Source organism: Marinimicrobium hydrolyticum, assembly GCF_030848505.1.
Taxonomy (GTDB): domain Bacteria; phylum Pseudomonadota; class Gammaproteobacteria; order Pseudomonadales; family Cellvibrionaceae; genus JAVDDU01.
In genome coordinates this window covers 119417-145227 of the sequence record NZ_JAVDDU010000009.1, presented here as the reverse complement: position 1 = coordinate 145227, position 25811 = coordinate 119417, and the positions used below count along the sequence as shown (strand labels likewise).

Here is a 25811-nt window from a genome sequence, read left to right as displayed (position 1 = left end):
GCATGCCAAGTTCCCCATACAGGAGATAATTCTTTGAAACGTTTGATTGTAATATTATTTGTGATTACTTCGCTTTCGGTACATGCAGAGAAGAGCTCAGGTGCTCTTCACAGAGACACCGAAACGATAAATATTACGTCTACGGAAAGTGGCCAAGAGTACGAGCTATATATAAAGCTACCTATTAACTACAAGACATCCACCAAAGCTTACCCCATAGCAATTCTACAGGACATTGGTGTTACGTCCGCAGTGACTGAGAACGCTGTGAATTTGATGGCCGGGAAAGAAATAGAGGATCTCATCCTTGTGGGCATGTCGTATTCTAAAGATGTCTCGCCAGAAATTAGTCGGACGCGTGACTTCACCCCAACGCATGCTCCGAATGAGAGGGGCGCTCACTCGCTTGAGGCGCAAGCACACTCTGGCGCTGCCGATGAGTACATACGTTTTCTTGGTGATCAGGTGATTCCTCTTTTATCTAAAGAATATCGCATCAAAACTAACAATAAGATCTTTGTTGGACATTCATTTGGCGGCCTTCTAGGTGCGTATATTCTCTTGGTTAACGCTGAACTTTTTGATAGCTATATAATCAGCAGTCCCTCACTGTGGTATGACGAAAGAGTAATGTTTCGTTTAGAAGAGGGTTATTCAAAACAACACACCATGATGAAGGCGAAGGTTTTACTGTATATAGGACAGGAAGAGAGCAAGAGCCGGCGGGGCAATATGGTTCAAGATTTACTCCGTTACGAAAAAGCCCTTAAGTCAAGAAATTATGATGGCTTAGACGTTAAAGCCGTGGTTTTAGAGGGGGCTGATCATTCAAGCGCATTTCCGCTGCTCATATCAAATGCGCTAAAGGCATTGGTTCCAATCGAGCAGCGATAGATGCTAACAAAGCAATGCACGAAACAAGCGCGTGATTGCGACGTTAGTTTCACGAGGGAGCATCATGCAAAGAATTAAAATTGTTGTCTTCGCCTGTTTTTTGTTAGTTGTACTCGTTGGTGTTTTTTCTCAGAGACATGCTCTGGCATGTGAAGCTGTGGGACTTACAGGTTATGAGCAAGTCGCACCAAATGTTTTTGTATCACCCAGCGTGGAAAATATAGAGGAAGTTCTAAGAAGCATCCTAGACGGTAGACAAAGAGTAGATACAACATTTGGCGAAATGATCGCTATTCCCAAAATAGTAATTGTTGGTAATAAAGTTGAAGCAAGCAACTTTGGAGCTAACTCAACTGCAAGAGCTTACTATACTCCAATGGGTTCTTGCATAATCCTTGGCCCTAAAGGGCAAAATGTAGATGTTGCCGCCCATGAGCTGGTGCATGCAGAAGTTGGACAAAGAGTTGGATGGCTAACTCATTGGTTAGACATTCCAGTTTGGTTTAATGAAGGGGTGGCCTTAATCGTGGATCACAGAAAGCCATTCTTAATTGAAAATATTGATATCAGCCAAGAAGCAATTGACTCCGTCAAACAGTTGAAAACCGGCAGAGAATTTTTTGGTGGTACAAACACACATGAAAACTATGTTGCATCAAGAATGGCGGTTAATAATTTCGATCCGCTACAGCTTTATGAAAAACTAGAACGGGTTCGAAACGGAGAGAGCTTTGAAAATGTGTTTGAAATGTGAAACTAACAAGGTTCTGCTGCGGAAAATTAACTCGCTGGCGCTCCTAAATTTCCGCAGAGCACGGCGCTATCTGGTACTAAACGAAAAAGTATGAAGATTCTTCTCACCAGGCATGGACGTACAAATTACAACGATTTGGGGTTATGCAATTCCGACCCTGAAGTCGATGTTTATCTGACTCAACATGGGATAGAGCAAGCCAAGGAACTAAGAGCTAAGCTTTCGCGTTTTTCAGTAAAAAAGGTTTACGTTTCTGATTTGCCTAGAACTCACGAAACAGCTCGTTACTGTATGTCTAAAAACGTGCCACTAATTCAAGATTCCAGAATTTCAGATATTAAAACTGGATTTGAATGTAAACCTGTGAGTGATTACATGGAGTACATTGCAGTAGATAAGTTTTTCCAAAGGGCACCTGGAGGGGAGTCATTTTACGATTTGAAGAACAGGGTACATTCCTTCATAGAGGATCTCATTCAAAGATCTGATGATTGTATTCTTATAGTTACACACATGGACCCTGCTAGAATAATCACCGGTTACTTTCAAGCGCTTCCAGACTTAGAAGTTTGGAGGCTAGAGATTAAAAATTGCGAACTATTTGAATTTGATATCGCATGAATAGGAAGACAGATAACAATATTCTCCTGCCGACGCTCAGGGGAATACCGGGCTCTATTGCTGAGCTAAGGCATACGGCCTAGTATGAGCCGAAAGGAAACTGTTGGGATAACGCTGCAATGGAATCGTTCTTCGCACTTTAAGGTTGAAGCCCTCAATGCTGAGGACGTCACCACCAAACAAGAGGCGTACTCCTGTGTGTTCGAGTACGTTGAACTATTTTAAACAGCCACCGCCGGCACAGCTCGCTCGGCTATAGAAGCCCGAATGTCTACGAGCATGAGTATGCGCAAATGTGCGCTTAAACCTGTGTCTACTTTTGGCGAGGAAGATCAGCAGAAAAAATGAAAACCCTGCACGACATATATCGATGTACTATATGCAACGCCGTTGCGGCTCATGGGAATAGGCATTGCCGTGGATGTGGGGTGCGGTTTACTGCGCTCGATGTGGATCAAATGAAGAAGAATATCCGGTCTGTGGTAGGTGCCTTGCCGTGGAACTTGAGAGATGTTTACCGCTGTGTTCACTGCGAAGAGCATGTAGCTGTTACGGATGCGTACTGTAGAGGGTGCGGTGATGAAATTTGCGATGGTGAACGGCAACTCATGAAAATGAGATTGGATGAGATCGCCAAAGAAAATACGCCTTCAGTTATTGGCCTCGCTATTTTTGTGCTGTTGGTAATTTTGGTATTGGTCGCAAAGTGATGCCTAACAAGGCTAGGTACGCGACGCCTGTTGTATTGCGGCTTCGACTCCATTCCGTAGCCGCGCATGCTGGCTGTCGTTGCCTATGCTGCGCTGTATTTGGCCGTAACAGGAATTTCGCAAGGAATATTGGCAGGCAGCGCTGCTGCACCTTCACAGAAATAGTGTGTACCAGTACGCGCCCTTCGAGTGGTCGCGAGTTCGCACCGCAGTGCACTGCGGTGGGCAAACCTGAGGGAACCCCATGAATACAGAACTAGAAGCACAGATCAACGCTGCGGAAGAGCAATTGCGGCGTGCCATGCTTGCATCAGATGTGAGCGTGCTGGACGAACTGCTGGCTCCAGACTTGCTTTTCACCAATCACCTTGGGCAATCTCTCGGTAAGGAGGCTGATCTTTCTGCTCATAAATCTGGCGCTCTTGGTATCTCCAAGCTGGAACCTTCTGAGCAGCAAGTTAAACTGGTGGGCCGCGATGTGGCCGTCGTTTCAGTACGCGTACAGGTTGCCGGTACGTATGCCGGCCAACCAGCGGGAGGAGACTTTCGGTTTACACGCGTATGGGCTCTATCGCCAAAGGGGCAGTGGCAAGTCGTAGCTGCGCACTCTGGCATAATCGCCTAACTAAAAGCATCAGTCGGTCGGGACTTTTGTGGTTTTAAAGCAAGTTTTTGTTCTTGGGGTGGCGGTTGTTTATTGTCTCAGTCATCGGAAAAAGCGTCACGGTGAAACTCCGCCGCCTCATTGACGGCGTCTACGCCGCACTCTTTCAGTATCGGGACATCGCCTCCCGCCAGCACTTCTAAAACAGTGCGTGTGCCCCGGGCAAGTGACGTCAGGTTATAGCCGCCTTCCAACACCATGGCCACCTTACCATCGCAATGCTGATCGGCAATTTGTTGAACAGTGCCCGTGAGCACCGCGAATCCGTCGTAACTTAGGTTCAGTGCCATGTCATTGTGATGGGGATCAAAACCCGCAGAAACCAGCACCAAATCCGGTTGAAAGCGTTCGGCCGCGGGAATCAGTATTTCCCGGAAGGCCTTTTCAAAGGCGATATCGCCGGAATTTTCGGGAACGGGAACATTCACGGTATAACCTTCGCCGAAACCGGCACCCACTTCACTGAGGTGGCCGGAGCCCGGATAAAAAGGTGCTGCGCCGTGTATATCGAAAAACAGTACATCGGGATCGGCCCAGAATATCTCCTGAGTGCCGTTGCCATGGTGAGCATCCCAGTCAATGATCAAAATGCGTTCGCACCCCAGTTTCGCCTGGGCGTGGGCCGCCGCTACCGCGACATTATTGAATAGGCAAAAGCCCCGGGCGCGCACCGGCTCGGCATGATGGCCCGGTGGCCTGACAAGGGCGAATGCGCTCTGCGCCTCGCCTTTGACTACACATTCAACGGCGGCAATAGCCTGTCCGGCGGCGGCAGTGGCCGCTTTGATGCTACCCTCGGAAACGGCCGTGGTGTCACGGTCAAGCCAGGCCGGTTTGCCCTCAAGGGAAAAGATATCGTCTAGATAGCCACTGGTGTGAACACGGCCCAATTGCTCGTAAGTGGCACTGGGGCCGGCCTGCCACTGAACGCCAGGGACCGGCTCCTTCTCCAGCAATTCCAGGATGGCTGTCAGTCGCCCCGGATGTTCCGGGTAGCTCCATTTGAAGTCCAGCGTGCCGAGAAGATTTCTGACACGCTTTTCCACCCGGCTGGGTATAAAGGGGAGGTCCACTTTGGGGTCATGACCCAGCATGACCTCGTCATAAAATACTGTTACGGTGCGGTCACCTATCACGCATTACTCCGTTTCATTCCTGGTTTTTGTCTGTTCGTTAGTCCCACCTTAACCGTTTAGGTAAAGGCGGCGGCGCCAATTCCCGAGGAACTGAATGCCAGCTTGACCCTGACGGCTAGGCTTCCTTGTTAACAGGTTACTCTACAATGCGTTCCGGAAGCTAGGGAGCCTCTGATAGCCCAGCTTGTGGGGCTACCTAAGCTTTCTCTTCGCGAAGTTTGTTTCTCACGTCCATTAAAACCTTGCCGTAGTGATTATCGCCACGTTGATCTCGGCCTATGCCCCAGAAATGGTCGTAGCTGGAAACCTCCAGTATCTCCTGGTCTCCGGTGGCCAGTAGGGCCTCGGCGAACTCGGGCCAGGTTCGGCATTGGGTATAAATGGCGCGGGTCATTACCACCACGCGCACTTTGTCCCAGTCGGAACGCGGGCGTTTAAACCAGCCGCGCCCAAGCTTGCGCGCCTGCTCAACGCTGGGCGCGTCGCGAATGGCCAGAGCCCGGTCTTGACCGGGGTATTTCATCGCCTGGTAATAGTGCTCCGCGGTTGGCCAGGGGTGGCCATCCAGCAAAAATTGCCGCGCAATCGCGCAGCCCAATACCTCGTCAGGGTTCAGGCGCGAAACCTGTAGGGCGTTTTCGTTGGTGGAGGCTTCGAACAAACTCATAAGGCAAAGTCTCAAAAAGGCACCTGTGGGTGCCAGAATACAGTGAAGTCGAATGCATAGTGCGCGCGGCTTCAAGGCCTAATTACTCGCACTATAGCATCCGGCGGCCCATCAGCGCTCGCGCTGCACCGCGACGGGCGGCGCGAACTCAATGGCAACGTAAAACAACATTCCTTAGGGTCTATCGTCCACCAACTCTGCCCGCAATTGCGGCAGCCCTTTTTTGTCTCGTCGTTCTCCCAAGAGCATTAAGATGGGCGCGGCGATGTAGATGGAGGAGCTGGTGCCCACCACAATCCCAAACAACATGGGTAACGCGAAGCTGGCTACGGCGCTGCCACCAGCGACGGCCATGGGCAATACTGCAAGAAAGGTGGTTACTGAGGTGAACAGAGTTCGGCTCAGTGTGGAGGTGATGCTTTCGTTCAGTACCGTTTTCAGTGGTCGATCCGGTGTTAAGCGCAGGTTCTCGCGAATGCGGTCGAACACCACCACTTTGTCATTCACGGAATAGCCGATCAGGGCCAGCAGGGCGGCGATGGCGGTCAGGTTAAATTCAATTCCCAGGAGCACGAAAAAACCCAGAGTTTTGGCTAGATCCAGCGCTAGAGTGGCGATGATGGCTGAAGCAAAGTGGGACTCGAAACGAAACCACAAATACAGCAACATGCCGGTGCCGGCCAGCAGTACCGCTAAGATGCTTGCATCGGCAAAATCGCCACTGACTCGAGGGCCCACCATTTCAACCCGGGGGAATTCCGCTTCGGGCGCCAGCGTCAGCACGGCGTCTTTGAGTTCCTGAACCGGCGCGCCGCTGGCCACTTGCTCCGCCGTTTGTTCCGGCAAACGCACCAAAAACTGGCCCGCTCCGCCGAATTCCTGAATGGCTAGCTGTTCCAGCCCTTGGGTGCGGAAGCCCGCGCGCAGTTGCTCGACGTCCACATCCGCTCTCACCTCCACTAGACTGCCGCCGCTGAAATCGATGCCGTAGTTCAGGCCCGGTTGTGCGAGCAGCCCCAGAGCGCCCAGCGACAGCAATGCGGATAGCGCCAAGCCCCAGAAGCGTGTGCCCATGAAGTTCAGTGGCCGGCATGCAGCTAGGCGCTGGAGAAAACGCGGGCCGGACATTTCCAGCGGAGCGCGCCCCAGGTGGCGGGTGCGCCATTCCATCAACAAACGTGTAACGGTAATGGCGGTGAACAGAGACATCAGCAAGCCAATGGCAATGGTGACAGCAAAGCCGCGAATGGGGCCTGCGCCGAACAGGAACAGCAAGCTGATGGCAATTAGGGTTGTGATGCTGGAATCCAGAATCGTGCCGTAGGCCCGATTGAAACCCGCTGCCAATGCCGCACGGGCACTGAGCCCCTTACGGGCTTCCTCGCGGATGCGTTCGTTAATCAGGATATTGGCATCCACCGCCATGCCGATGGTAAGAATGATACCGGCGATGCCCGGCAGAGTGAGGGTCGCTCCGAGCAGGCTGAGCGTGCCGAATACCAAACCGATGTTGATGCTCAAACCGGCACACGCGATCAAGCCCCAGCGCCCGTAGAGGGCAAGCATAAAGGCCAGTACCAGTCCGGCGCCCATCAGGCCGGTACTTATACCCATGGCAATGGCGTCGCTACCTAGATCCGGGCCTACGGTGCGCTCTTCGATTACTGTCAGGGGTACCGGCAAGGCGCCGGCTCGCAGCATCAGTGCCAGGTCATGAGCTTCCCGGCTGGAAAAGCCGCCGCTTATCTCCCCGCTGCCGCCCATGATTGGGGTGCGTATGACCGGGGCGGTGAGCACCGTGTCGTCCAATACGATGGCCAGAGGCCGGCCGACATTGGCCAGGGTCATTTCACCAAAGGCGCGGGCACCTTCCCGGTCGAGCTTGAAGTTGACCACTGGCTCGTTGCTATCCGGATTAAACGCTAAGCGTGCGTCGCGTATGTGTTCCCCTTTTAGGGCGACCCGTTTTTCCAGTTGGTAATATTCGCCTTCGTTCTGCCCTGGGACTCTCTGGACCGAGAGGCTGCTGTCGTTCGCGGCCCAGTGGAACGTCATTTTGGCGGTGGTACCGAGCAAGTCGCGAATGTGCCCGGGGTCGTTCACTCCCGGCAGTTGAATCAGAATGCTGTCTTGCCCCTGGCGGGTGATGGTGGGTTCCACCATGCCGGTTTCGTCCAGGCGTCGGCGCACCACTTCCAGGCTGCGTTCCATCACTTCATCGAGGCTTTCTTCTGGCAATATCTCGCTGGTGTCCACCGCCAACAGCAAATGCGAACCGCCGCGTAGATCCAGGCCCAGGGCGAGTTGATTGGCGGCATACCAGTCGGGCAGTTTTTCCAGTGTGGTATCGGGTAAAACATTGGGCAGGGCGCTGAGCAGGCCCAACAAAATGACCAGGCTGCAGGTTACAGCCCGGGAGGTAAAATTTTTCATCACAATCCCCAAGGCACAGCTCGCCTAAACGCAGCCGCGCCAAAAAGTTAAAAGTTATAGAGAAACTAAACGAAGGATTGTGAAAGCGGTGGAGCGCGGGGAGTACAGGGGGAGCAATTGAATAAAGAGGGAGTCAGGTGGGTTTGAAAGCGAAGATACTGGCGCAGCCGGACCAGCAGCAGGCCCAAAAGCAGCAGTGGAACAACAGCCAGAAAGTCGGCCGGTGGGGAGGATGCTTCGCCCTCACCGGAATGATTGGATGCCGGCGCGCGTTTAACCGGAGCAGGTTGATCCTGCTGGCCGATAAGAACCCAGTCATCGCCATTGTTCGCCAGACCCTGCCCCAGGCGCCCATCGGTACCCTGAGCCTGAGGTATAGCATTGCTTAAAAACGCAAAACCACATACCAGCACAAACGCCAGCGACCACCGCCACAGGGGCGCTGTCGAGGGGCTAGCAGGTAGGCTGGCTGGCGTGTTCAGGGCGGTTGCTCCAAGGAAAGGATCAGCGTTCCCCAAGTATGGGGGCGGCATTCTCGTTATTCAATAGCAGAATCATGCTTTGCTCTTGTCTTGCTTACCTCTTACCCAGAGCTGCAGCCGAAGTTTTATCTAAGTTTGCTATGTATGGAAATTGGTGAAAGTGGGATAATCGATAGCGGCTAGGTTTGGGTCAATGGGGTAACTTCTAGAGGAAGCGGGGATGGATTCTTTGGAGCATAAGTTGATCGGAGACGGTGACACGAACGTCATCTTCTTAAATGGATTTCGGATGCGCTATGACAGCTGGGACAAAGTGTATCCGAGTGTCGCTGAATCGAGCAAGGTCCTTTTGCTCAACCGCGCTGGGGTAGGGTCGTCCGCCAAGGCGCAGGTGCCTCAGACTGGGAATGTCGTAACTGACAGCATCAGAAATACAGCATCTCAGGCCGGTATGAAGCCTCCGTATGTATTGGTTTCTCATTCTTTGGGCGGTATCTTCGCAAATCTATATGCTCGCCTGTTCCCTGCTGAAGTGGCCGGCGTGGTATTCGTAGAAGCCCCGCATCCATTGGAAATAATTGAGCAGAAGAAAATACAACCACCTTTGTTGCTTCGTGCGCTGAATGATGGAGCGAAGCGACTTGAAAAACTGTTTGACAAGTACAAGTTTTCGGAAGATGAATGCATTTATGAGACTATTCATCAGCTGGAGGCCGCGGGCGAGTTTCCGGATATCCCGGTCTCCGTGGTTACTGGTGGGAAGAAAATGCCGATAGTACCCCAACAGGCTTTTGATCTTCACGTAAACTTCCAGGCCAAGCTGCTTGAGCTTTCTGGCCAGTCTAAACAATTCGTTTGCGAGCATAGCGGGCATTTTCCTCAAATTACCGAAAGTGATGCCGTAGTGGCCGCTATTGAACACAGTTTGGGTCTTATTCGGGGCGCTAACAGGTCAATGCTAAACACCTGCGCAAAGTAGGGTGGAGTTAAAAGTTTAGCTTAGGGAAAAGGGGTACCTATTGGCTGCAACATTGAACGCGTGGCGATTGGAAAAGTAGAGGTCCATGCTTCGATAGAGCTGCTTCGAAGGCTGAGTAAGCAGTAGCCCCAAGGGTTAATTCGTTCAGTGCCAAGGCTCGCTTAAATCACGGGTTTCTCGCGCTTGCTGTGAACTTCGTAAAGAAAATCTACCATGGCTCGAGTTTTGGCGGGAATGTAAAGCCGCGATGGATAGAGTAGCCAGGCGGCGGATTGGAAGTCGCTAGCGGTACACCGATAGCCTGGGAACAGGCTTACCAGCTCACCGCTTCTGAGTGGCCCTTCCGCCAGCCAGCTAGCGAGTAGAGTAATGCCGAGACCCTGCAGGGCGGCTTCGCGTAACGCGAGGGCGTTGGAAACCAGCACGGCAGGATGCAGTGGTACCTTGCACACCGAGTCATTTTTAGTTGATTGAAATAGCCAGCGCTCGCGATACCCAGGCAGATTCATGGCCAACACTTTGTGGTCGGCTAGGTCTTGAGGGTGTTGGGGCGTACCCGCTTTTTGCAAATACGCGGGGCTGGCGCAAACCCAAAAGCAGGTTGGAAAGAGTTTTTTCCCCACCAGATTGGGGTCGGCACTGGAGGTAAGGCGGCAGGCCAAGTCAATCTGCTCGCTGATAATATCCAGCACGGCGTCCGTAAAACGTAGATCCAGTTGTATTTCCGGGTAGCGCTCCTGAAACTCTGCCATGTAGGGCAGAACACAAGTTTGACCAAAAGCCGTAGAAGCGGTGAATGTCAGGCGTCCGGTAGGTTGAGACTGCTGTTCCCGAGCGGCTTCCCCGGCCAGCTGCAATTCTTCCAGCAGTGGTGAGAGGCGTTCCACATAAGCGGCGCCCGCTGTGGTGAGGGCAATTTTGCGTGTGCTGCGGTGAAACAACCGAATCCCTAACTCACGTTCCAGGCCGGCAATGCTGCGCGATACTTGGGAAGGGTCGGCGCCCAGGCGGCGAGCGGCGCCGGTAAAGCTGCCGGTCTCCACCACCTGTATCAGTAATTGTAAGTTGCCAATATCCATTCGTGCATTATTTGCATTAATAAAATGTTTTACAACCTATTTATTGCGGGTAGGCCGGGCAATAGCATGGCGCTTCCATTAAATAGGAGGAACTGACATGCAATTGAACAATGCTCATGTGCTGGTAACCGGCGCCAATCGCGGACTGGGTAAAGCCCTGGTAGAACAGCTGCTGGAGGCCGGAGCAAGCCGCGTTTATGCCGCTGCCCGGGATCTACAGCAGGTGAACGCAACCGACCCGCGTATTCTCCCCGTGTGCCTGGATGTAACCGACCCGGCTAGCGTCGCCGCTCTAGCGGCCAGCATAGAGCGGCTGGACCTGGTGATTAATAATGCCGGTGTGATCGCCTTTGGCGATATTTTGCAGGTGAGCGAAGAGTCCCTGGACCACTGTCTGGATGTTAATCTCAAGGGCTTGTGGCGGGTGGCGCGTGCTTTTGTTCCTCACTTGGAGCGCAGCGGGCAGGGCGCACTGTGTAATGTGCTCACGGTGTTGTCGCTGGCGAGCATGCCGGGGTTGTCCGCCTACAATCTATCCAAGGCGGCCGCCTGGTCCGCGCACTTATCTCTGCGCGCCAGTTTGCAGGGTAAAAACATTGCCGTGCAAGCGGCTTTTCCGAGTGCCATAGATACGGACATGATTGCCGACGTACCCATCGAGAAAGATACTCCCGAGCTGGTCGCCAGCAACATCATTCGGGGTATCGGTTCTGGGGAGGAAGATATTTTTCCGATGCCTATGGCCCAAGCGGTTTACGATCAATGGCGTGTGGATCACAAAGCTGTCGAGCGGCAATTTGCCTCAATGTAAAAAAGCGGGCGCCCGTGCGCAGGCGTTGCGGCCAACGGGTTGGCCGTTGACATTGGTCAACCCATCTATCAACATAAGCGAATGCATACGAACCGCACGCAACAGATAGCTCGAATTATTACCATCGTTCCATAGGAGTGGTGGGACTGTTGATGCGTTTGTAAGTGATCAAACCCGCCCAAGAGGCGGGTTTTTTGTTTCTGCCTCATGGGATTCGTCTCAGTGAATGGAGGTAGTGTGAAAAGAATAGCCGTGTTCGGAAAACCAGGAAGTGGCAAGTCCACCTTAAGTAAACGTCTGGCCTCAGCGACAGGCATACCATTGCATCCATTGGATTCAATTGCGTTTAAGAAAAATGGCGATCGCGTGGATCGAAAGACGTACGATGAGGCCCATAAAACACTATTGTCCTCCGACAGCTGGATCATAGACGGCCTCGGGCCTATTGATTCCTTTAATGAGCGATTGAAGGTGGCGGATACGCTGATCTATATAGATTTGCCTTACGTTGTCAGTTACTGGTTAGTAACGAAGCGATTGTTAAAAGGGTTGTTTGTCAAACCCGAAGGTTGGCCTGAGGGCAGTTCAATACTAAAAGGCACTGTGGAAAGTTATCGAACATTAAAACTTTGCCCAAGGTTTTGGAATGATGACTTTGTGCAACATTTAGAAAAACTATCGAATGACAAATCGTTATATGTAATTCGATCGGTTTCTGAGTTAAATCGTTTTGTTAGCAAGAGAATGAAATAAGAGTATTTAGTATGGCCAGAAGAGCGGGCAATTTTTACTTTGGGAGCCCTGCTTTTGGAGATCTCGAATTCACAAAATCGAGCTCATCGCGCCGATTATCTCGAAGACTCGGTGTTTACTCTCTAGTGCGCGTTATATCTATACGTTCTAAGGTAAGAATGACGCCACCTTCTTAAAAATGTTATAAGAAGCGATAAAAATTGAAGGTATCTTTCGGAAATTCGAATCCCGCTTGATCCGCGATTCCTCTACATTTCGTTCTCAAAAATTCCGCGCCAAATTGCTAAGTAGTGGCAAAAAAAATAAAACGCCCAAAAGTTGAAGGGAGACAAACTATGATAAGGCTCAATATCAATATTCTTCTGCGTCTACTGGTCGCGACGCTCTTGCTAGCGGTAGCCGCGGCATTGTCTGGCTGCGGCGGTTCGTCAGGTGGTGATGACCCCGGCACAGGCGGCAATGGTGATGGAAGCGGTAGTGGAAATGGAAACGGAAACGGTTCGGACGACGATGACGATGTGGTTGAGCTAGAATTCTCCGTCGGAGGCAGTCTGAGCGGACTCGCGCAGGGTAGTGTGGAGCTGATTCTCAATGACGATGAAATTTTGGCGCTGTCGGAAGACGGCAGTTTTTCTTTTGATACCCAAATTGATGATGGCAACAGCTTCGCCGTTGCCGTGAATAGCCAGCCCGATGGGCAGTACTGCGCGTTGGAAAACGAAAGCGGCACCGTCGAGAGCGCCGATGCGGATAATATTTTGGTGACCTGCAGCGACTTAAGCGTGACTCAGGGCCGAGCTGAACCACGCAATCAGGCGGTACTTGTGAGCTGGAACAGCGTAGATTCCACGGATTACAACCTCGTTTGGTCAACGGACCCGGAGATGGATCCGGAAAATTATTCTGCCTACGAGGGCAGCGGCGCTGCCAATGACATCGGCTCCCCATTTCTGGTGGAAGGCCTCACTAACGATCAACAGTACTACTTCGCTCTCGAGTCCGGTGGCGCTGGCTTCGGGCCTCTGTTCGGGACTCGCCCCATGGCGCCAGTATCAGATATGAGTGCCCGTGCCCTGATGTTCGATAGCGACGACAACCTATTTTTTGGTGGATCCATGACCGGCGCTGCACGCATGAGTGGCGGGTTCGTGGCGCTGGATCGTGAAACTCTCACGCCCCTGCCGACGGCCATGGTCGCAGGCCGAGTGAATGATATGGTCGAGGATGGCAACGGCGGTTACTTCCTAGGGGGGCAGTTCAAATACATTGATGGCGAGCCGCAGAAGTTTCTTGCCAGAATCGACGAAAATGGGCAACTGGACACTGACTGGCAGGTGGATGTTGATGGCTATGCTGTTTTTGGACTACTTCGTGATGGGGACCGGCTTTACGTCAGGGGCGGAGTGAACGGGTTGAATGGTGTCTCGGTGGATGGTGCCGCCAAGCTCAATCTCCAAGGTGATGTTCTGGCGTGGGATCTTGAGCACGTCATTTGGATCAATCATTGGGCCTTACATGAAGGGGAACTCTACATTGCCGGCCGTTTGGAAATAACTGAGGGGCAGGAGGAGCGCGGCGTTGCGCGTTTTGATGAAAATGGGAAATTCCTGAACTGGATTGCCAGATTTGACGAAGATGGACAGGTTTTTTCCATGAGCATCGATGAAGCCGGAGCGGTGTACATGGCCGGTTCCTTCAACGAAGTCAACGGCGAATCCCGCGATGGCTTCGCCCGAGCCGATGCAAACGGCGATCTCTCCGACTTGACCCTTGACCACGGGTTTTTACGGCCCAACTCCATGTTGGTGACCGATGACCGAATCTATGTGGGAGAAGGTCATAACCCTAACCCTTCGGAGTACCTGAAAGCCTTCGAGCGTGAAACGGGTGAAGTATTGGCCTGGCCCGAGTCGCAGCCTGGTTATGGCAACCTTGGTTGGACTACTATCGTTCACTCGATACACAAAGTTGATGGCCGGATCTTGGTAGGTGGCCAATTTGCTTTTGTCGGTAGCGAATTCCGCAATGGCTCGGCTCTGTTTTCCGAAGACGGAGCACTGCTGGATGGTCCGGATTATCGCTTGCCAAGAGGCGGGCAGTCGGTAATACCAGAAGAGGACCGGCTGCTGTTCGGCCTGACTTATCCGGTTTGGGATCGCCAGGATCCCTGGAGCTTCGGCGTTGTGGACAGTGAAGGTCAATTTCGTGACTGGGGCCTCGGCGTAAGTGGCACGGTGGAAGCATTCGCTGAGGCCCATGATCATATCTATGTGGGCTTTCGGGGGCAAAGAACTGGCGAAAGCATTCGGGTGGATGGGGTTGCCCGGTTTGATCCCGACACCGGCGAATTTGATCTCTCCTGGCAGCCTGACCTTGAGGTTTCAGACACGAGCCCGCTGGACTTCACGGTTGTTTATGCCCTCCATCGACTGGGGGATGCACTGATTGTGCGCGGCAGCTTTCAATCCGTGAACGGCAGTGATCGCGCGGGCTTCGCGGCACTGGATTCGACCGCTACGCTACTGCCACACTTCCCGGAACCGCAGAATGGAGGGATCCGAAGTATGAGCGGGACCGATGAGGTCCTCTATATGGGCGGTGACTTCGATGGCTTTGGTGAGGAGAGCCGGGACTATTTGGCGGCTGTTGACGCCGACGGCAACGTGACTGACTGGGCGCCGACGTTGGATGGTAGTGTCCGGTATGTCGACTATCACAACGGCATCGTCTATGTGGCGGGTGATTTCGAAAATGCCAATGAGACGCCCCGGAACGGCTTTGCCGCCTTCGACACGAACGGTGACCTTCAGCCTTGGAATCCCGGTTTGGAAAAGGGCGATGCTGGTCAGATGTTGAGCGCGACTTCGATGGGGGTTTTCGTCTCAGGAAGCTTCGACGAAGTTGATGGTGTGCCGCGAAATGGCTATGCGCTGCTGGATGGAGTCTCGGGCAACTTGATTCCTGAGTTTGTCATTGATGATCATGAGAACAACGGTCTTCTCTATTTGAGAAGTGCCGAAGAGCGCAGTGACGGGGTCGTATGTTTCGGGACCGGTAATCGGAATGGCCGGCTACGCTATTACGAGGGCCAAGGCCGAAACGGCATGTTCTGCATTGATCAGGATATGTCGCTTTACTGGTAACGACTGCCCGGATGACGGCAGATAAAAAGAGGGGCGTCCCGAAGGGGGCGCCCCTCTTTTTTTTTACCCCGTTGCTTGCTTCGTTTTTGGGTGGACAATCGCATGCCGGGTCCTGGCCGACAGTCGTCATGGTCGAACGCCTAGCCCGCGGCAGACGGCACTATGTTGTGATTTCTACGGAAGAAATTATTTGGGTCATATTGCGCTTTGACGCGCCGCAATCGGTCGGCGTTGTTGCCATAGGCAGCTTGAAGCCACTCCTGGTTTTCATTGTGGCTAAGGAAGTTCACGTAGGCACTGCCCTGAACATGTTCACCCAATGCCGCATGACAGTCTCTTGCCCAGGCGACGGGTTCGTCGTCCTGGGCCTCCTGTTCCCATTGTGCACCCAGTGTCGCTACGAACCCGGACTTGCGGTGTGGGTAAGCCGTTGAGTCCGGCGCGACTTCATTGATACGTCCGCCCAACTGCTGAATCAGAATGTCGCACTGCGCTGTCGGCAACTTTTTGGCACAACTTACGAGCTCGTCGATAATCTCGTCAGAAAGTGCAGTTATGTTGTGCGATTTCCAGTAGTAACGCCTGCCCTTGGGAAACAACGGGTCGGATCTGCACTGGGCTTCCTTGTACAGGGTCGGTGCAACGGCGTCAGCGACGGGATTGCCGAACTCACGCAGTGGCTTTAACGTTTCCAGGCCTTCCTCTATGCTGCCGACGTACATCTGAATCATGAAGAGCACCGTTGTACCCTGTACCTCTTTCGGTATGAAAGGTAGAGGTGGTGCCGTCATAAAGTCCGCATAGACAGTACACTCATTAGGCGCGTCGCTCGCAAACGCCTGGTAGTGTCGTAACGCCTCGGCAGCATCTTTCAGTTGGTAGATTGTCGGCCCAAAAAGCACTTGTGGACCCGCGTCGTGAAGTTGGAATTCGAAAGAGGTGACGATGCCGAAGTTTCCTCCGCCACCACGGATCGCCCAGAAGAGATCGGGGTTGTTGTTCGGGCTCGCCTTGACTACTTCTCCGCCAGCCGTCACAAGATCGGCCGAGAGAAGATTGTCCACCGTTAGCCCATGTTTTCGGCTCAACCAACCGAAGCCCCCTCCGAGTGTTAATCCGCCCACGCCGGTCGTCGAGATAATGCCACTTGGGGTAGCCAGACCAAACAATTGCGTTTCGTGGTCCACGGCACTCCAAGTAGCGCCGCCTTGCACCCGGGCTGTGCGCTCCTCAGGATCGACATGGACGGAATCCATCAATGACAGGTCGATCATGAGTCCATCGTCCACGCTGGCGAGTCCGGCGACGTTGTGCCCACCTCCGCGCACGGCTAACGGAAGGCTGTGCTCCTGTGCGAAATTAACTGATTCGACAACGTCGGCCACGCCCGTGCAGCGGGCAATGAGTGCTGGCTTTTGGTCTACCATGGCATTCCATAACCTGCGCGTATTGTCGTAGTCGTCGCTTTCTGGGCGCAGCAAGGGCCCACGCAGCTTTGTCTCAAATTGTTCTAGCGAGGCGTTATTCATCATAAAGTCCTCCGTTAGAAGTCTTTCGGTGTCTCTAGATACATGTTCCGCCGGCGCCACTGGCGGCGCGACAGCATCAGCTCCAGGGTGTAATAGCTGCAAAACGGGACGTATCTTTTTTAGACTTCCTCTCTATGAGGATTCTCCCTCTCGAGAACTGTTGCGAAGCTTGTGTGTGCCAGTAACGGCATTACAGCGAAAAGCGCGCCGGACCGAAGCCCATGCGGGGGAATTAGATCTTAATTCTTAGAAAGGAGGGCGAGTTATTTATAGCTAAGTCGACGGTGAGGGTGCCACTTAATACGATGAGTGTAATGCCGTTGCCCCAGAAACCCCATGGCAATCCGTTCCCTGCTCAGGCTGCGTGTGGCTGCTATTCTGGGGTTATCTCCACTTCAAAATCTAACCCAAACTCCACGTCTTCCAGCAGTACTTCAGCAGTCTGTTCGGGCGCCGCTAGCGTCTCGGTAAAAGTAGTTTCCTCGGGCGGCGATTCGGTGACGGTAAAGCGGGTCAGTCCCACCAGCTGGCCCGAGTCGGTTACCACGCGCACCTGCCACCGGCCGACCGGGTTGGCGGGGAAGTTGCGCTTGTGCGTCCAGGCCCGGTAACCCTCATCCCGGCCACCGTTGATATCCAGCGTTATGCGGTCCACTTCTTTGCCATCCATTAACCACACATGGTGAATTTTCTCGCGCAGGCCACGCGGCACACGGACCGATGTCCAGGCGTACAGACCTTCCTGGCGCAGACTTTGGGCGCTAATCCGGTTAATGCTTTCACCGGGTTCACGTTTCTCCCGATCCACATGATGGGAAAGGGTAATCCCCGTTACACGCAAGGCTGCCGGCGGAATCCACTCCCGTGCTTTCCAAGTCCCCAACGCCATGGCGCTCAGCATGAGTACCAATACCGGGATGCGCCACCAATAACCATTGGGCACAAGCCCACCCAGGCTGGGTAGGCTGAACAGTAGCGCCAGGATGAGCGCCAGCCACAGGCTTTGGCTGGTGCTCAGATGTAAAATCAGCGGAATGACCACCAAAAGCACCGCAAACAGCGTCAGTGCATGAAACGCCACAAAGAGCGAGCGGCGCGGCGCCAGCCAGTTGTAGTAGATGGGGTCCACCAGGGAGACCAGCGCACAGCCCACTAGCAACAGCGTGAACCCCGCCTGCCCATGGTCCCAAGTGGTCACGGCCAGGAAAAAGGGCAGGGTAAAGAACAGGCTTTCCTGATGTATCAGCTGGGTGGCAAAGCGCATCACCGCTGGCGGCATCTCAAACCCGAAGCGCTTGAATATCCCGGCGCGCAGCCAGTTTTCCAGCAGCAACCAGGCCCAGCCTGCCAGCATGATAAGAGCGATGACCTGGGCTAGCGACTCTTTGCGCTCCACCAGGAAAAAACTCGCCATACCGGACAGAAAACCAAAAATGGCAATCAGGCCGGGATGCTTTTTCACCAAATCGACCAGGCGAGTGGCACGGCCTTGCAGGGCGGGAGTAAGGGATAACATGAAGGGTCTGTCCTGCGCTTAAAACGGGTGTTGGCTGGCCAGTAAGGGGCCTTCCGGGGGATAGTAACACTATCCCCGAGGTAGGTTTATGCGCATTGTCTCAATCCATCCGGAAATTACGTGGGAGGATGGCTAGTATCAGTCGATCAGTGGAGCAAAGTGGGGTATCTTTCCGTACACCTCAGTGTTCTACGGCCAGGTGCCTGTTGTCATATCGTTTTTGTTGTACTGGAGTATTGCTTTTCTCCTGCGCACCCACGCCAGCGAGGGCGGTAGGAAGTTTAAAATTAAGGAATAAAATATGGGAAAGATTCATTTAGTGCTTGGTCCACAAGGATCCGGGAAGTCCACCTATGCACTACAACTTGCCCAGCAGGAATCGGCCGTACGATTTTCCATCGACGAGTGGATGCAGTCCCTGTTTGGCCCAGACTTACCGAAGACCATGAGCCTGCCATGGATCATGGAGCGCGTTCAACGATGCGAGGCTCGAATCTGGGCTACCGCGTCCCAGATATCTCAGGCCGGTGGTGTCGTCGTTCTGGATCTAAGTTTTGTGAAGCTCGAAAGCCGCAACAACTTTCGCCGACTGGCAGCGGACATCGGTGCCGAAGTGCAGCTCCACGTGCTGGACGCACCCTATGCGGTCCGCAAAGAACGGGTCGTGAAGCGCAATCGCGAAAAGGGTGAAACCTTTGCCTTTGAGGTAACCCCGATGATGTTCGACTTTATGGAAAATGAGTTTCAACGCCCAACGGAAGAAGAGCTGAGCCTTGCGAGCATTGTCTAAATGGTTCGGTAAGGTTGTTCGTCGCCGTGCTTCATACGACGCGACACTAGCATCCAATATTGCCCAGCCTTGAGTGTACAGGGCGGTTTCCAATCAGTGCGACAACAGTAGATAGTAGGGACAACTAATGAGTATATCGTTTCATATATATTTCAATGGCCAATGCCAAGAAGCGTTTGAGTACTATGCTGAACACCTTGGCGGCAATATTGGACTTATGTTGGAGTATAAAGACTCGCCGGCTTCATCAAGCGTGCCCGCGAACTGGCAGCACAAAATTGTTCATGGCAATGTATCTCTCGAAGGGGTAGAGCTGGCTGGCGCAGACGTTGTTCCTGAGCAGTACCATCAGCCCAGGGGCTTTTACCTTTTGCTGGGCGCCAGTACGGAAGACAAAGTCAATGCAGCGTTTGAGAAATTAGCCGTTGGGGGGAACGTTATCCTGCCGCCCCAAAAAACGTTTTGGTCACCGTGTTATGCAATAGTGATTGATCAATACGCGGTGCCGTGGAAAATCAACTGCGGGGCGCGCTGATAGCGCTATCATTCCTGCACTCTCTCCCAAAGTGATATGGCTAAGTTATCGCGGACGAATTGGCGCCGTAATTAGTAAGACGAGGGCGGGAGTCGCTCAGGTAATTTGATTAACGGCCGATAAGCCACTTATTGCCGTTCTCGCTAAGGGAGTTGGACTCACACGGAGCGTTTCAAGGAAGGAGGGTGGCGCCAAAATACACATGCAGTACTTAACCGGATAAATAGAGGGTAGTTTTCCGACGTAGGGAGGTGTAGAGCCAGATAATGGCGTAAAATTTACTATAGTTAGTGCTGGAAAATAATTAAAGGGCCTATCAATGCTTTCGGCAACGCTTTTCACCTCCACTCAGCGGCTCATCCGTCGGCTCGTATACCTTTCGGTCGCCGGGTTGGTTTTCGCTTCCGTCAGTGCCCAAGCGACGCCTCTGCGGATGGTCGATGGACGCGAAGGCATCAACGCCTATGCCAAGGGGTTGCTCGAGCTGGTGCTCTCCAAGGTGCCTCAAACGTACGAGTGGGACGAATCCACAGGTAATACTACAGAGACGCGCATCATACAGATGCTCAACGATGGCGAGCTGGACATTGTCTGGTATGCCACCACCGAAGAGCTGGAAACCAGCCTCCAGCCCATTCGCGTACCCATGTATCGCGGCCTGCTTGGCTACCGCGTTTTGATGATCAAGCGGGGCACACAACACCGTTTCGACCACATCGAAACCCTGGAAGACTTGCAGGAGATTTCTCTTGGCCAGGGGCGCTTCTGGGCTGATACCGAAGTGCTCACCGCCAATGGTCTCAATGTGGTCAAGGTGATCAAGTATGAAGGCTTGTTTTTTATGCTGGACGGCGACCGATTTGATGCGTTTCCCCGTGGCGCACACGAGCCCTGGCAAGAAATACAAGAGCGGCCTGATCTCGAATTGGAGGTTGAGAGGAATCTTCTGCTGGTCTACACCAATCCCTTTTACTTTTTTGTCAGCCGAGCTAACCCCGAGCTAGCACGCAACCTGGAACAAGGGTTTCGCATTGCCATGGAAGACGGCAGCTTTAATGAATACTTTTTCAATGACTCCACCGTTCAGGATGTGGTTAACAAAGCCAATTTAGAGAACCGCACCATTATTCGCCTCGAGAATCCCACCTTGCCTGAAGCCACCCCTGTGGATCAGAGCGATCTCTGGTTTGATCCGACGGAGTTGAGCCATTAATCCCCTGGAAAGAACATCTCTGGTTCGGCTAAGAAGTGCTGATCAGTAACACAACCGCCGCCCGAGGGGCGGCGGTTGTGACAGTTCTGCGATACAAACTTAGTATGCAAACTCGGATTTTTTGATGATCTGCAGGCTGACGTCCTTAGCGTCCCTGACGGGCTTTCAATACGTGTGCTCCACCATTCCCATACGGCTGGCGGTGTAGAAGTGCAAAGGTTTATACAAAAGCGATCCACCGCCCGGACAAGAGCACAGCCAGCCACAGCGCTAGCGATAGAGAAGCGTTCAGTTTTAGGATGGGAGCGACGGGCTGGCCAGCCAGCACGGCTTTCCAGTGCGGCAATTGGTGAACCACCAACACGTTCAATAAGCCCAGGCTGATGAATATCACCTTGAGCAGGAATGCACGGTTATCCAGATAATGCGCGGGCTGCACGCTGAACAGCAGAGGGCCGGTCACCAGGGCCAGCAGCAGACCGGCTGCTGCGAGACGGCTCATCAATGGCGCCAGTTCGCTCAGCGTGCCCCGTCGGATGGCGCCCAACAGGCGCAAATCCAGGGTGACCACGGCGCCAATCAGCAGGCCAAGGCCCAGGATGTGCGCCGAGCTGACCAGTGGGTAGGCGATGGTTGACTGGCGCAGCGCCGACGCTAGGGCGGTATCGCCCAGGCTCAGCAGCACTGCCATCAGCATCAGTCCTCGCGCACCCGGTTCGGGTAGAAGGTGTACTGCTTGCCATCAATAGTGGCACGCACCGCCTTGATCAGGCGCTCGTCACTGTCCGCCGAGCGATGTCCGCGCACCAGAACCTCATCGCCAACCTCCGCTTCGCCTTCCACAAAGCCGGCATTGCGGGTCTGGCGAGGATTGCCCAGATCCACTTGCCAAGGGCCATCTTCCGTTTCAATCATCAGGCGCGGGTGCGGGGGGCCGATGTAAACTTCCGTAATGGTGCCGGTCATTTCAACCTGTTCCTCTTCCGTCCAGGCCCAGCCGTGATGACCCGCCGCGCTGGATGCCCACAACAGCAGGCTCGCCAGGGCGGTTCCAAGGGTAACGGCAGTGATTCGAGTTCGCATGCGACATTACCTCGCTGATTAAGGTGGTTCGGAAGGTAAAGTATACAGAGTTGGCGTTTGGGAGCCACCCTGGCCAGTCAATGCGAAGGCGAGGGACAGTTCGCAACACACCCTGCCGAGTATTGCGGCACATTAAGCCCTTGCGTATAGTCGGGTGGACTATCCGCCAAGGCGCGGATTCGCAATCAGCCTGTGGTGATCCGAGTGCAGTGCAAATCAGTTTCCCGACGCGGTTTTTTAAAATCTTCTGCCGCCCTGAGCGGTGTGATGGTCTCCGGCAGTGCCGTGATGTCGGGCTGCTCCAATGGCCTTATTTCCCCGTACCAGACGCTGACCCGCCGTGAAGGCCAGCTGGTGGAAATCCTGGCCGACCGCATAATTCCGCCCGATTCCCGTAATCCAGGTGGCAAAGACGCCCGGGTGCCGCACTTTATTGATCAACAGCTGGGCAAACATCTCAGTGATTCGCTGGAGATGTACCAAGCCTGCCTGCCGGCCCTTAACGAGGCCTGCAAATCCCGCCACGAGGTCATTTTCACTGAGTTGGGTGAGCAGGAGCAGATCCTCTACCTGACGGACATTGAAGCGGGAGTCTACGATTCCGGGCCGGAGCGGCGTTTGTGGGGCCATTTTGCCCCTTCGCTGTTTTTCTCGGTGCTGGTGGATCACTGCATGATGGGTTATTACGGCAGCCCGAAACACGGTGGCAATAAAAACTACGCGAGTTACAAAATGCTTGGGCTGTTTGTAGAACAAGTGCCCATGCGTCCGCGATCCTCCTGATTTTGGAAGTTTTTGTGTATGGCAAATGAACACGTAGATGTTGTGATCGTAGGCGCGGGTGCAGGTGGCGGTGTGGTGGCCAAGGAGCTGAGTGCCGCGGGTCTGTCGGTAGTACTGTTTGAGCGCGGTGATTGGGTGAACTATTCCGATCACCGGGATGATGAATTGACTTCGCAGCGCGGCTTTCCGCTCAAGCCGTTTTTCGGCCCGGATATGCAGCGCTACCGGCGCGTGGCTGTGGATCGCGACGGTACTGAACGCATCGTGTACCCCAATGAGTGGGCTTACGGAAACATTGCCGCCTGCGTGGGTTCCGGCACGGTGGCCTACGGGGCCATGGCCTGGCGTTTTATGCAAGAAGACTTCACCATGAAGTCCACCTACGGTGAAGTGGAGGGCTCCAGCCTCGCGGATTGGCCGATCGGCTACCAGGATCTGGAACCCTATTACGAAAAGGCCGAGTGGGAGATTGGCGTTTCCGGGGATGACTCCAAAAACCCGTTCGCGCCGCCGCGAAAAAAGCCGCACCCCATGCCGGCCTTTGGCCATAACCGCGAAGCGCGGATTCTGGAGGCCGGGGCTCGCAAAGCCGGCTTCCATCCTTTTTCCATTCCCATGTTAAGGAATTCCGAACCTTACCAAGGCCGAGGGCAGTGCATTCATGTGCGCAATTGCGTCGGCTTTGCCTGCCGGGTCAACGCTAAGAACGGGACTCACAACACGGTGATTCCCACTGCGCTGGCCACAGGCAATTGCGACCTTCGGGTGAACTGCAAGGTGGCCAAAATTCTCACCAACAGTAAGGGTCGGGTAACCGGCGTGTCCTACTTTGACGAGCACGATCAGTTGCGCGAGCAAACTGCCGACATTGTCGTGTTGGCCGCATCGGCAACGGAAACGCCCCGGCTGTTGCTAAACTCCGCCTCAACCCATCATCCCAATGGCATCGGCAATAAGTACGATTGGGTGGGGCGCAACCTTCAGGATCACGCCTATACGGGCGCCGATGGTTTGTTTGCCGAGGACATCTACGATGATGTGGGCCCGGGCGCCAGCGTGGCCATCTGCGATTTTGCCCACAACAATCCGGGCATTGTCGGTGGCGCCATGTTGGCCAACGATTTTATCCCTCTCCCGTACGCCTTCACCAAAGTGCGCCCGCCGGGCAGTGCCCGTTGGGGTAGGGACCACAAAGAATTTCAGCGCCGGAACTTCCACCGCCGGGCCAGCATACGCGGCCCGATTCAGGAAATGCCCAATTTCGAATCGCGAGTGCAAGTGAGTGATGAGGTGCGCGACCACTGGGGAATCCCGGTGGTCAAATTGTCCGGCTATCGGTTGGATCAGGATATGGAAGCCGCCAAGTTTATCGCCGACAAAGCGGCGCAATGGTTGGAGGCGGCCGGTGCCGTGGATATCTGGAAAAGTCTGCCGGGGTTGGGTGTCGGTGCATCGCAGCACCAGGCGGGCACCTGTCGTATGGGGGATGACCCCCAATCATCGGTGACCAATAAATACGGCCAAGTGCATGGTATCGATAACCTGTACATCGCCGATGGCAGCCTGCATGTCACCAACGGCGCCTTTAACCCGGTGCTCACCATTATGGCCCTGGGCTATTGGGTGTCAGAGCATATTTTGAAGGAACATGGGCCGCCGTTGCCTCGGGAGGTCTAGGCTACAACTAAAAGTTATAGCCCACAGACACAGCGGAAAGTCTGGAGCCTAGATTATGCGAATGGAAGGTTTTGGTTGTCGTATGCTCCACGCCCGCAAACCACTGCTGGGTGATATCCACCCGTAAGCCTATGCCTTGGTAGCCGTAGATGCTGTACTCCTTGATATTCCGGGGGACTGCTCTGTCTGGGGCTTCACCATAGCCGAGGTTCGTAGGGGTCCATTTGACCTCCCGTTCCCAGCGCGACGCCCCGATACGCCCTACCACAGTCAAGCGTTCGCTTAGTGGCAAACTCAAGCGTAATCCCGCCATCAGTGCCGAGGCCTTCTCGTTCCGAAGGGTTTGCGTAGTTCCGTATTCTCTAACCGATTGGTAGCGGCCGTAGTCTTGTAAAGCGAGTTCAGCGGCTACGGTGGGATTAAAGGTGTAGGTGGCTCTTAAGCCAAGGGGAGTTCGTTTATTCGAAGCATCGGCGAAGCGGCCCTTTTCTGCGTTAAAGATCCAAAGCCCTTCCACCGAAATGTTCTGATCCGCATGGGCCGAAACCACCAGTAGAGACAGCAGAGTGGCTAGGATGATTTGTTTCTTCAATGCCTTAATCCTTGGGTGGTGGCGACTCCGTATTGTATGATCAAGTGGCGGATATTGTCATGAAAAATTTACTGGTCATTATCTTATTTTTAGGTACCTACTATTCCACTCTGGCCTGATCAGGAGCGCTGGATGCACCATGCTCGCGGTGCAATTTGGACGCGACCTGTTCGAGCGATGACTCCAAGCGGCTGAGCCTGCTCAAGCTGCTCTTCTTGTTGCACTTTAATGGCGGTTCTAAAAGAGCATGGGCCGCCGTTGCCGCAGGAAGTTTAGGTTGTAGTTTACGACTAAAACCTGACCCCCACGGACAACGCAGATTTGCTGGAGCCAAGATCACTCGAATTAATGGTCGCTGTATACTCGATTCCAACAAAACCCCGACTCGCGACATCCAGTTGTAGGCCCGCTCCATAATACCCATGGGTCCGAAACTTCCTGGATTGAGAGGAAGCTGGCATTTCGTAGTGCCAGCCCTCACCAACGTACCGGTAATTCCATTGAGCTTCTTCCTTCCTGCGTGCAGCGCCGACTCGGCCAACCAAGGAAAAGCGTGCTTTGAGTGGCAGGCTCACTCGTATGCCCCCCGTTAGGGCCGATGCTTTCTCGTTCCAAACTCTGCGCGTATGACCGTCGTCGGTGGTCTTTCGGTAGCGGCCGTAATGCAGGTCGGATAGTTCAACTGCCACGAAAGAGTTAAAAGCGTAGGCAGCCCGGTAGCCACGGGGAATTCGGTGGCTTTGAGTGCCCTTTAACCACCCCTTCTCAATGTCATAAAGTAAGAGCGCTTCGACGGAAAAGTGTTGGAATTCGTAGTCCGATGAGGGGAAAAGGGCACTGAAGAGTAACAACATTTCTTTCATGACTAGGTCCATTTGTCCAAGGCGGTCCACTCGTCGCGACGACCGGTTGGCAGGCATATTATCATGGGAACAATGCTGACGGTGTTTTTCAGCTTATAGGCAAC

At 53.7% G+C, this 25811-nt stretch carries 25 protein-coding genes; 15 read left to right on the top strand and 10 right to left on the bottom strand.

Annotation, left to right across the window (positions count from 1 at the left end; all coding sequences use genetic code 11):
- The 5 genes from RBH33_RS14845 to RBH33_RS14825 form a co-directional block, all read left to right on the top strand.
- The coding region (locus RBH33_RS14845; RefSeq protein ID WP_306733001.1) for an alpha/beta hydrolase at positions 1–894 on the top strand (894 nt) is incomplete at its 5' end.
- A gap of 64 nt (positions 895–958) precedes the next feature.
- Complete coding sequence (locus RBH33_RS14840; RefSeq protein WP_306733000.1) at positions 959–1648, top strand: hypothetical protein; 690 nt, start codon at positions 959–961, stop codon at positions 1646–1648.
- A 90-nt stretch (positions 1649–1738) separates the two neighbouring features.
- Positions 1739–2269 carry a histidine phosphatase family protein gene (locus RBH33_RS14835; RefSeq protein WP_306732999.1) on the top strand — a complete coding sequence of 177 codons (531 nt, stop codon included), beginning with the start codon at positions 1739–1741 and terminating at the stop codon, positions 2267–2269.
- Positions 2270–2727: 458 nt separating this feature from the next.
- Positions 2728–2979, top strand: coding sequence for a hypothetical protein (locus tag RBH33_RS14830; RefSeq protein WP_373568273.1), 252 nt, complete (start codon positions 2728–2730; stop codon positions 2977–2979).
- 244 nt (positions 2980–3223) lie between these two features.
- A complete protein-coding gene (locus RBH33_RS14825) occupies positions 3224–3604 on the top strand; it encodes a nuclear transport factor 2 family protein (protein WP_306732997.1) in 381 nt (126 codons plus the stop codon).
- A 77-nt stretch (positions 3605–3681) separates the two neighbouring features.
- Here the strand turns inward: RBH33_RS14825 and RBH33_RS14820 are convergent, their stop codons facing one another.
- The 3 genes from RBH33_RS14820 to secD form a co-directional block, all read right to left on the bottom strand.
- Positions 3682–4779 carry a histone deacetylase family protein gene (locus tag RBH33_RS14820; protein WP_306732996.1) on the bottom strand — a complete coding sequence of 366 codons (1098 nt, stop codon included), beginning with the start codon at positions 4777–4779 and terminating at the stop codon, positions 3682–3684.
- Between the two features lie 196 nt (positions 4780–4975).
- A complete protein-coding gene (locus RBH33_RS14815) occupies positions 4976–5446 on the bottom strand; it encodes an NADAR family protein (RefSeq protein ID WP_306732995.1) in 471 nt (156 codons plus the stop codon).
- Positions 5447–5620: 174 nt separating this feature from the next.
- On the bottom strand, positions 5621–7879 hold the full coding sequence (gene secD / locus RBH33_RS14810; RefSeq protein ID WP_306732994.1) for a protein translocase subunit SecD: 2259 nt from the start codon (positions 7877–7879) through the stop codon (positions 5621–5623).
- Positions 7880–8022: 143 nt separating this feature from the next.
- On the opposite strand from secD, the gene RBH33_RS14805 reads away from it, so the two are divergent.
- Together RBH33_RS14805 and RBH33_RS14800 are read left to right on the top strand one after the other, a co-directional pair.
- Positions 8023–8268 (top strand): hypothetical protein, encoded by a 246-nt coding sequence (locus RBH33_RS14805; RefSeq protein WP_306732993.1) that lies wholly within the window; start codon positions 8023–8025, stop codon positions 8266–8268.
- 313 nt (positions 8269–8581) lie between these two features.
- Positions 8582–9340, top strand: a complete 759-nt coding sequence (locus RBH33_RS14800) for an alpha/beta fold hydrolase (protein ID WP_306732992.1) — start codon at positions 8582–8584, stop codon at positions 9338–9340.
- Between the two features lie 161 nt (positions 9341–9501).
- On the opposite strand, the gene RBH33_RS14795 is transcribed toward RBH33_RS14800, so the two are convergent.
- Positions 9502–10419, bottom strand: a complete 918-nt coding sequence (locus RBH33_RS14795) for a LysR family transcriptional regulator (RefSeq protein ID WP_306732991.1) — start codon at positions 10417–10419, stop codon at positions 9502–9504.
- Positions 10420–10516: 97 nt separating this feature from the next.
- Between RBH33_RS14795 and RBH33_RS14790 the strand changes: the two genes are divergently transcribed.
- The 3 genes from RBH33_RS14790 to RBH33_RS14780 all read left to right on the top strand — a co-directional run bounded on the left by RBH33_RS14790 (position 10517) and on the right by RBH33_RS14780 (position 15126).
- Positions 10517–11230, top strand: a complete 714-nt coding sequence (locus RBH33_RS14790; protein ID WP_306732990.1) for an SDR family NAD(P)-dependent oxidoreductase — start codon at positions 10517–10519, stop codon at positions 11228–11230.
- 237 nt (positions 11231–11467) lie between these two features.
- Complete coding sequence (locus RBH33_RS14785) at positions 11468–11983, top strand: P-loop NTPase family protein (RefSeq protein WP_306732989.1); 516 nt, start codon at positions 11468–11470, stop codon at positions 11981–11983.
- A 335-nt stretch (positions 11984–12318) separates the two neighbouring features.
- Complete coding sequence (locus RBH33_RS14780) at positions 12319–15126, top strand: ligand-binding sensor domain-containing protein (protein ID WP_306732988.1); 2808 nt, start codon at positions 12319–12321, stop codon at positions 15124–15126.
- A 140-nt stretch (positions 15127–15266) separates the two neighbouring features.
- Here the strand turns inward: RBH33_RS14780 and RBH33_RS14775 are convergent, their stop codons facing one another.
- The gene (locus RBH33_RS14775; protein ID WP_306732987.1) at positions 15267–16658 is read right to left on the bottom strand and encodes an FAD-binding oxidoreductase; all 1392 of its coding nucleotides are present in this window, start codon (positions 16656–16658) and stop codon (positions 15267–15269) included.
- Between the two features lie 370 nt (positions 16659–17028).
- Positions 17029–18171 carry a DUF5924 family protein gene (locus RBH33_RS14770; RefSeq protein ID WP_306732986.1) on the bottom strand — a complete coding sequence of 381 codons (1143 nt, stop codon included), beginning with the start codon at positions 18169–18171 and terminating at the stop codon, positions 17029–17031.
- Positions 18172–18472: 301 nt separating this feature from the next.
- Between RBH33_RS14770 and RBH33_RS14765 the strand changes: the two genes are divergently transcribed.
- From RBH33_RS14765 to RBH33_RS14755, 3 genes are all read left to right on the top strand, one after another.
- A complete protein-coding gene (locus tag RBH33_RS14765) occupies positions 18473–18961 on the top strand; it encodes a P-loop nucleotide/nucleoside kinase family protein (RefSeq protein WP_306732985.1) in 489 nt (162 codons plus the stop codon).
- 127 nt (positions 18962–19088) lie between these two features.
- Positions 19089–19496, top strand: a complete 408-nt coding sequence (locus tag RBH33_RS14760) for a VOC family protein (RefSeq protein ID WP_306732984.1) — start codon at positions 19089–19091, stop codon at positions 19494–19496.
- A 319-nt stretch (positions 19497–19815) separates the two neighbouring features.
- Positions 19816–20709 carry a diguanylate cyclase gene (locus RBH33_RS14755; protein WP_306732983.1) on the top strand — a complete coding sequence of 298 codons (894 nt, stop codon included), beginning with the start codon at positions 19816–19818 and terminating at the stop codon, positions 20707–20709.
- Positions 20710–20929: 220 nt separating this feature from the next.
- On the opposite strand, the gene RBH33_RS14750 is transcribed toward RBH33_RS14755, so the two are convergent.
- Positions 20930–21400: a DUF6644 family protein gene (locus tag RBH33_RS14750; RefSeq protein WP_306732982.1), complete on the bottom strand. Its 471-nt coding sequence runs from the start codon at positions 21398–21400 to the stop codon at positions 20930–20932.
- A 5-nt stretch (positions 21401–21405) separates the two neighbouring features.
- On the bottom strand, positions 21406–21792 hold the full coding sequence (locus RBH33_RS14745; RefSeq protein ID WP_306732981.1) for a DUF6152 family protein: 387 nt from the start codon (positions 21790–21792) through the stop codon (positions 21406–21408).
- Positions 21793–21996: 204 nt separating this feature from the next.
- Between RBH33_RS14745 and RBH33_RS14740 the strand changes: the two genes are divergently transcribed.
- Entirely contained in the window at positions 21997–22575 is a 579-nt protein-coding gene (locus tag RBH33_RS14740; RefSeq protein ID WP_306732980.1) for a gluconate 2-dehydrogenase subunit 3 family protein, read from the top strand.
- A gap of 18 nt (positions 22576–22593) precedes the next feature.
- On the top strand, positions 22594–24252 hold the full coding sequence (locus tag RBH33_RS14735; RefSeq protein ID WP_306732979.1) for a GMC family oxidoreductase: 1659 nt from the start codon (positions 22594–22596) through the stop codon (positions 24250–24252).
- 7 nt (positions 24253–24259) lie between these two features.
- Here the strand turns inward: RBH33_RS14735 and RBH33_RS14730 are convergent, their stop codons facing one another.
- Complete coding sequence (locus tag RBH33_RS14730; protein ID WP_306732978.1) at positions 24260–24844, bottom strand: outer membrane beta-barrel protein; 585 nt, start codon at positions 24842–24844, stop codon at positions 24260–24262.
- 290 nt (positions 24845–25134) lie between these two features.
- Positions 25135–25707 carry an outer membrane beta-barrel protein gene (locus tag RBH33_RS14725; protein ID WP_306732977.1) on the bottom strand — a complete coding sequence of 191 codons (573 nt, stop codon included), beginning with the start codon at positions 25705–25707 and terminating at the stop codon, positions 25135–25137.
- Between the last annotated feature and the right edge of the window lie 104 nt (positions 25708–25811).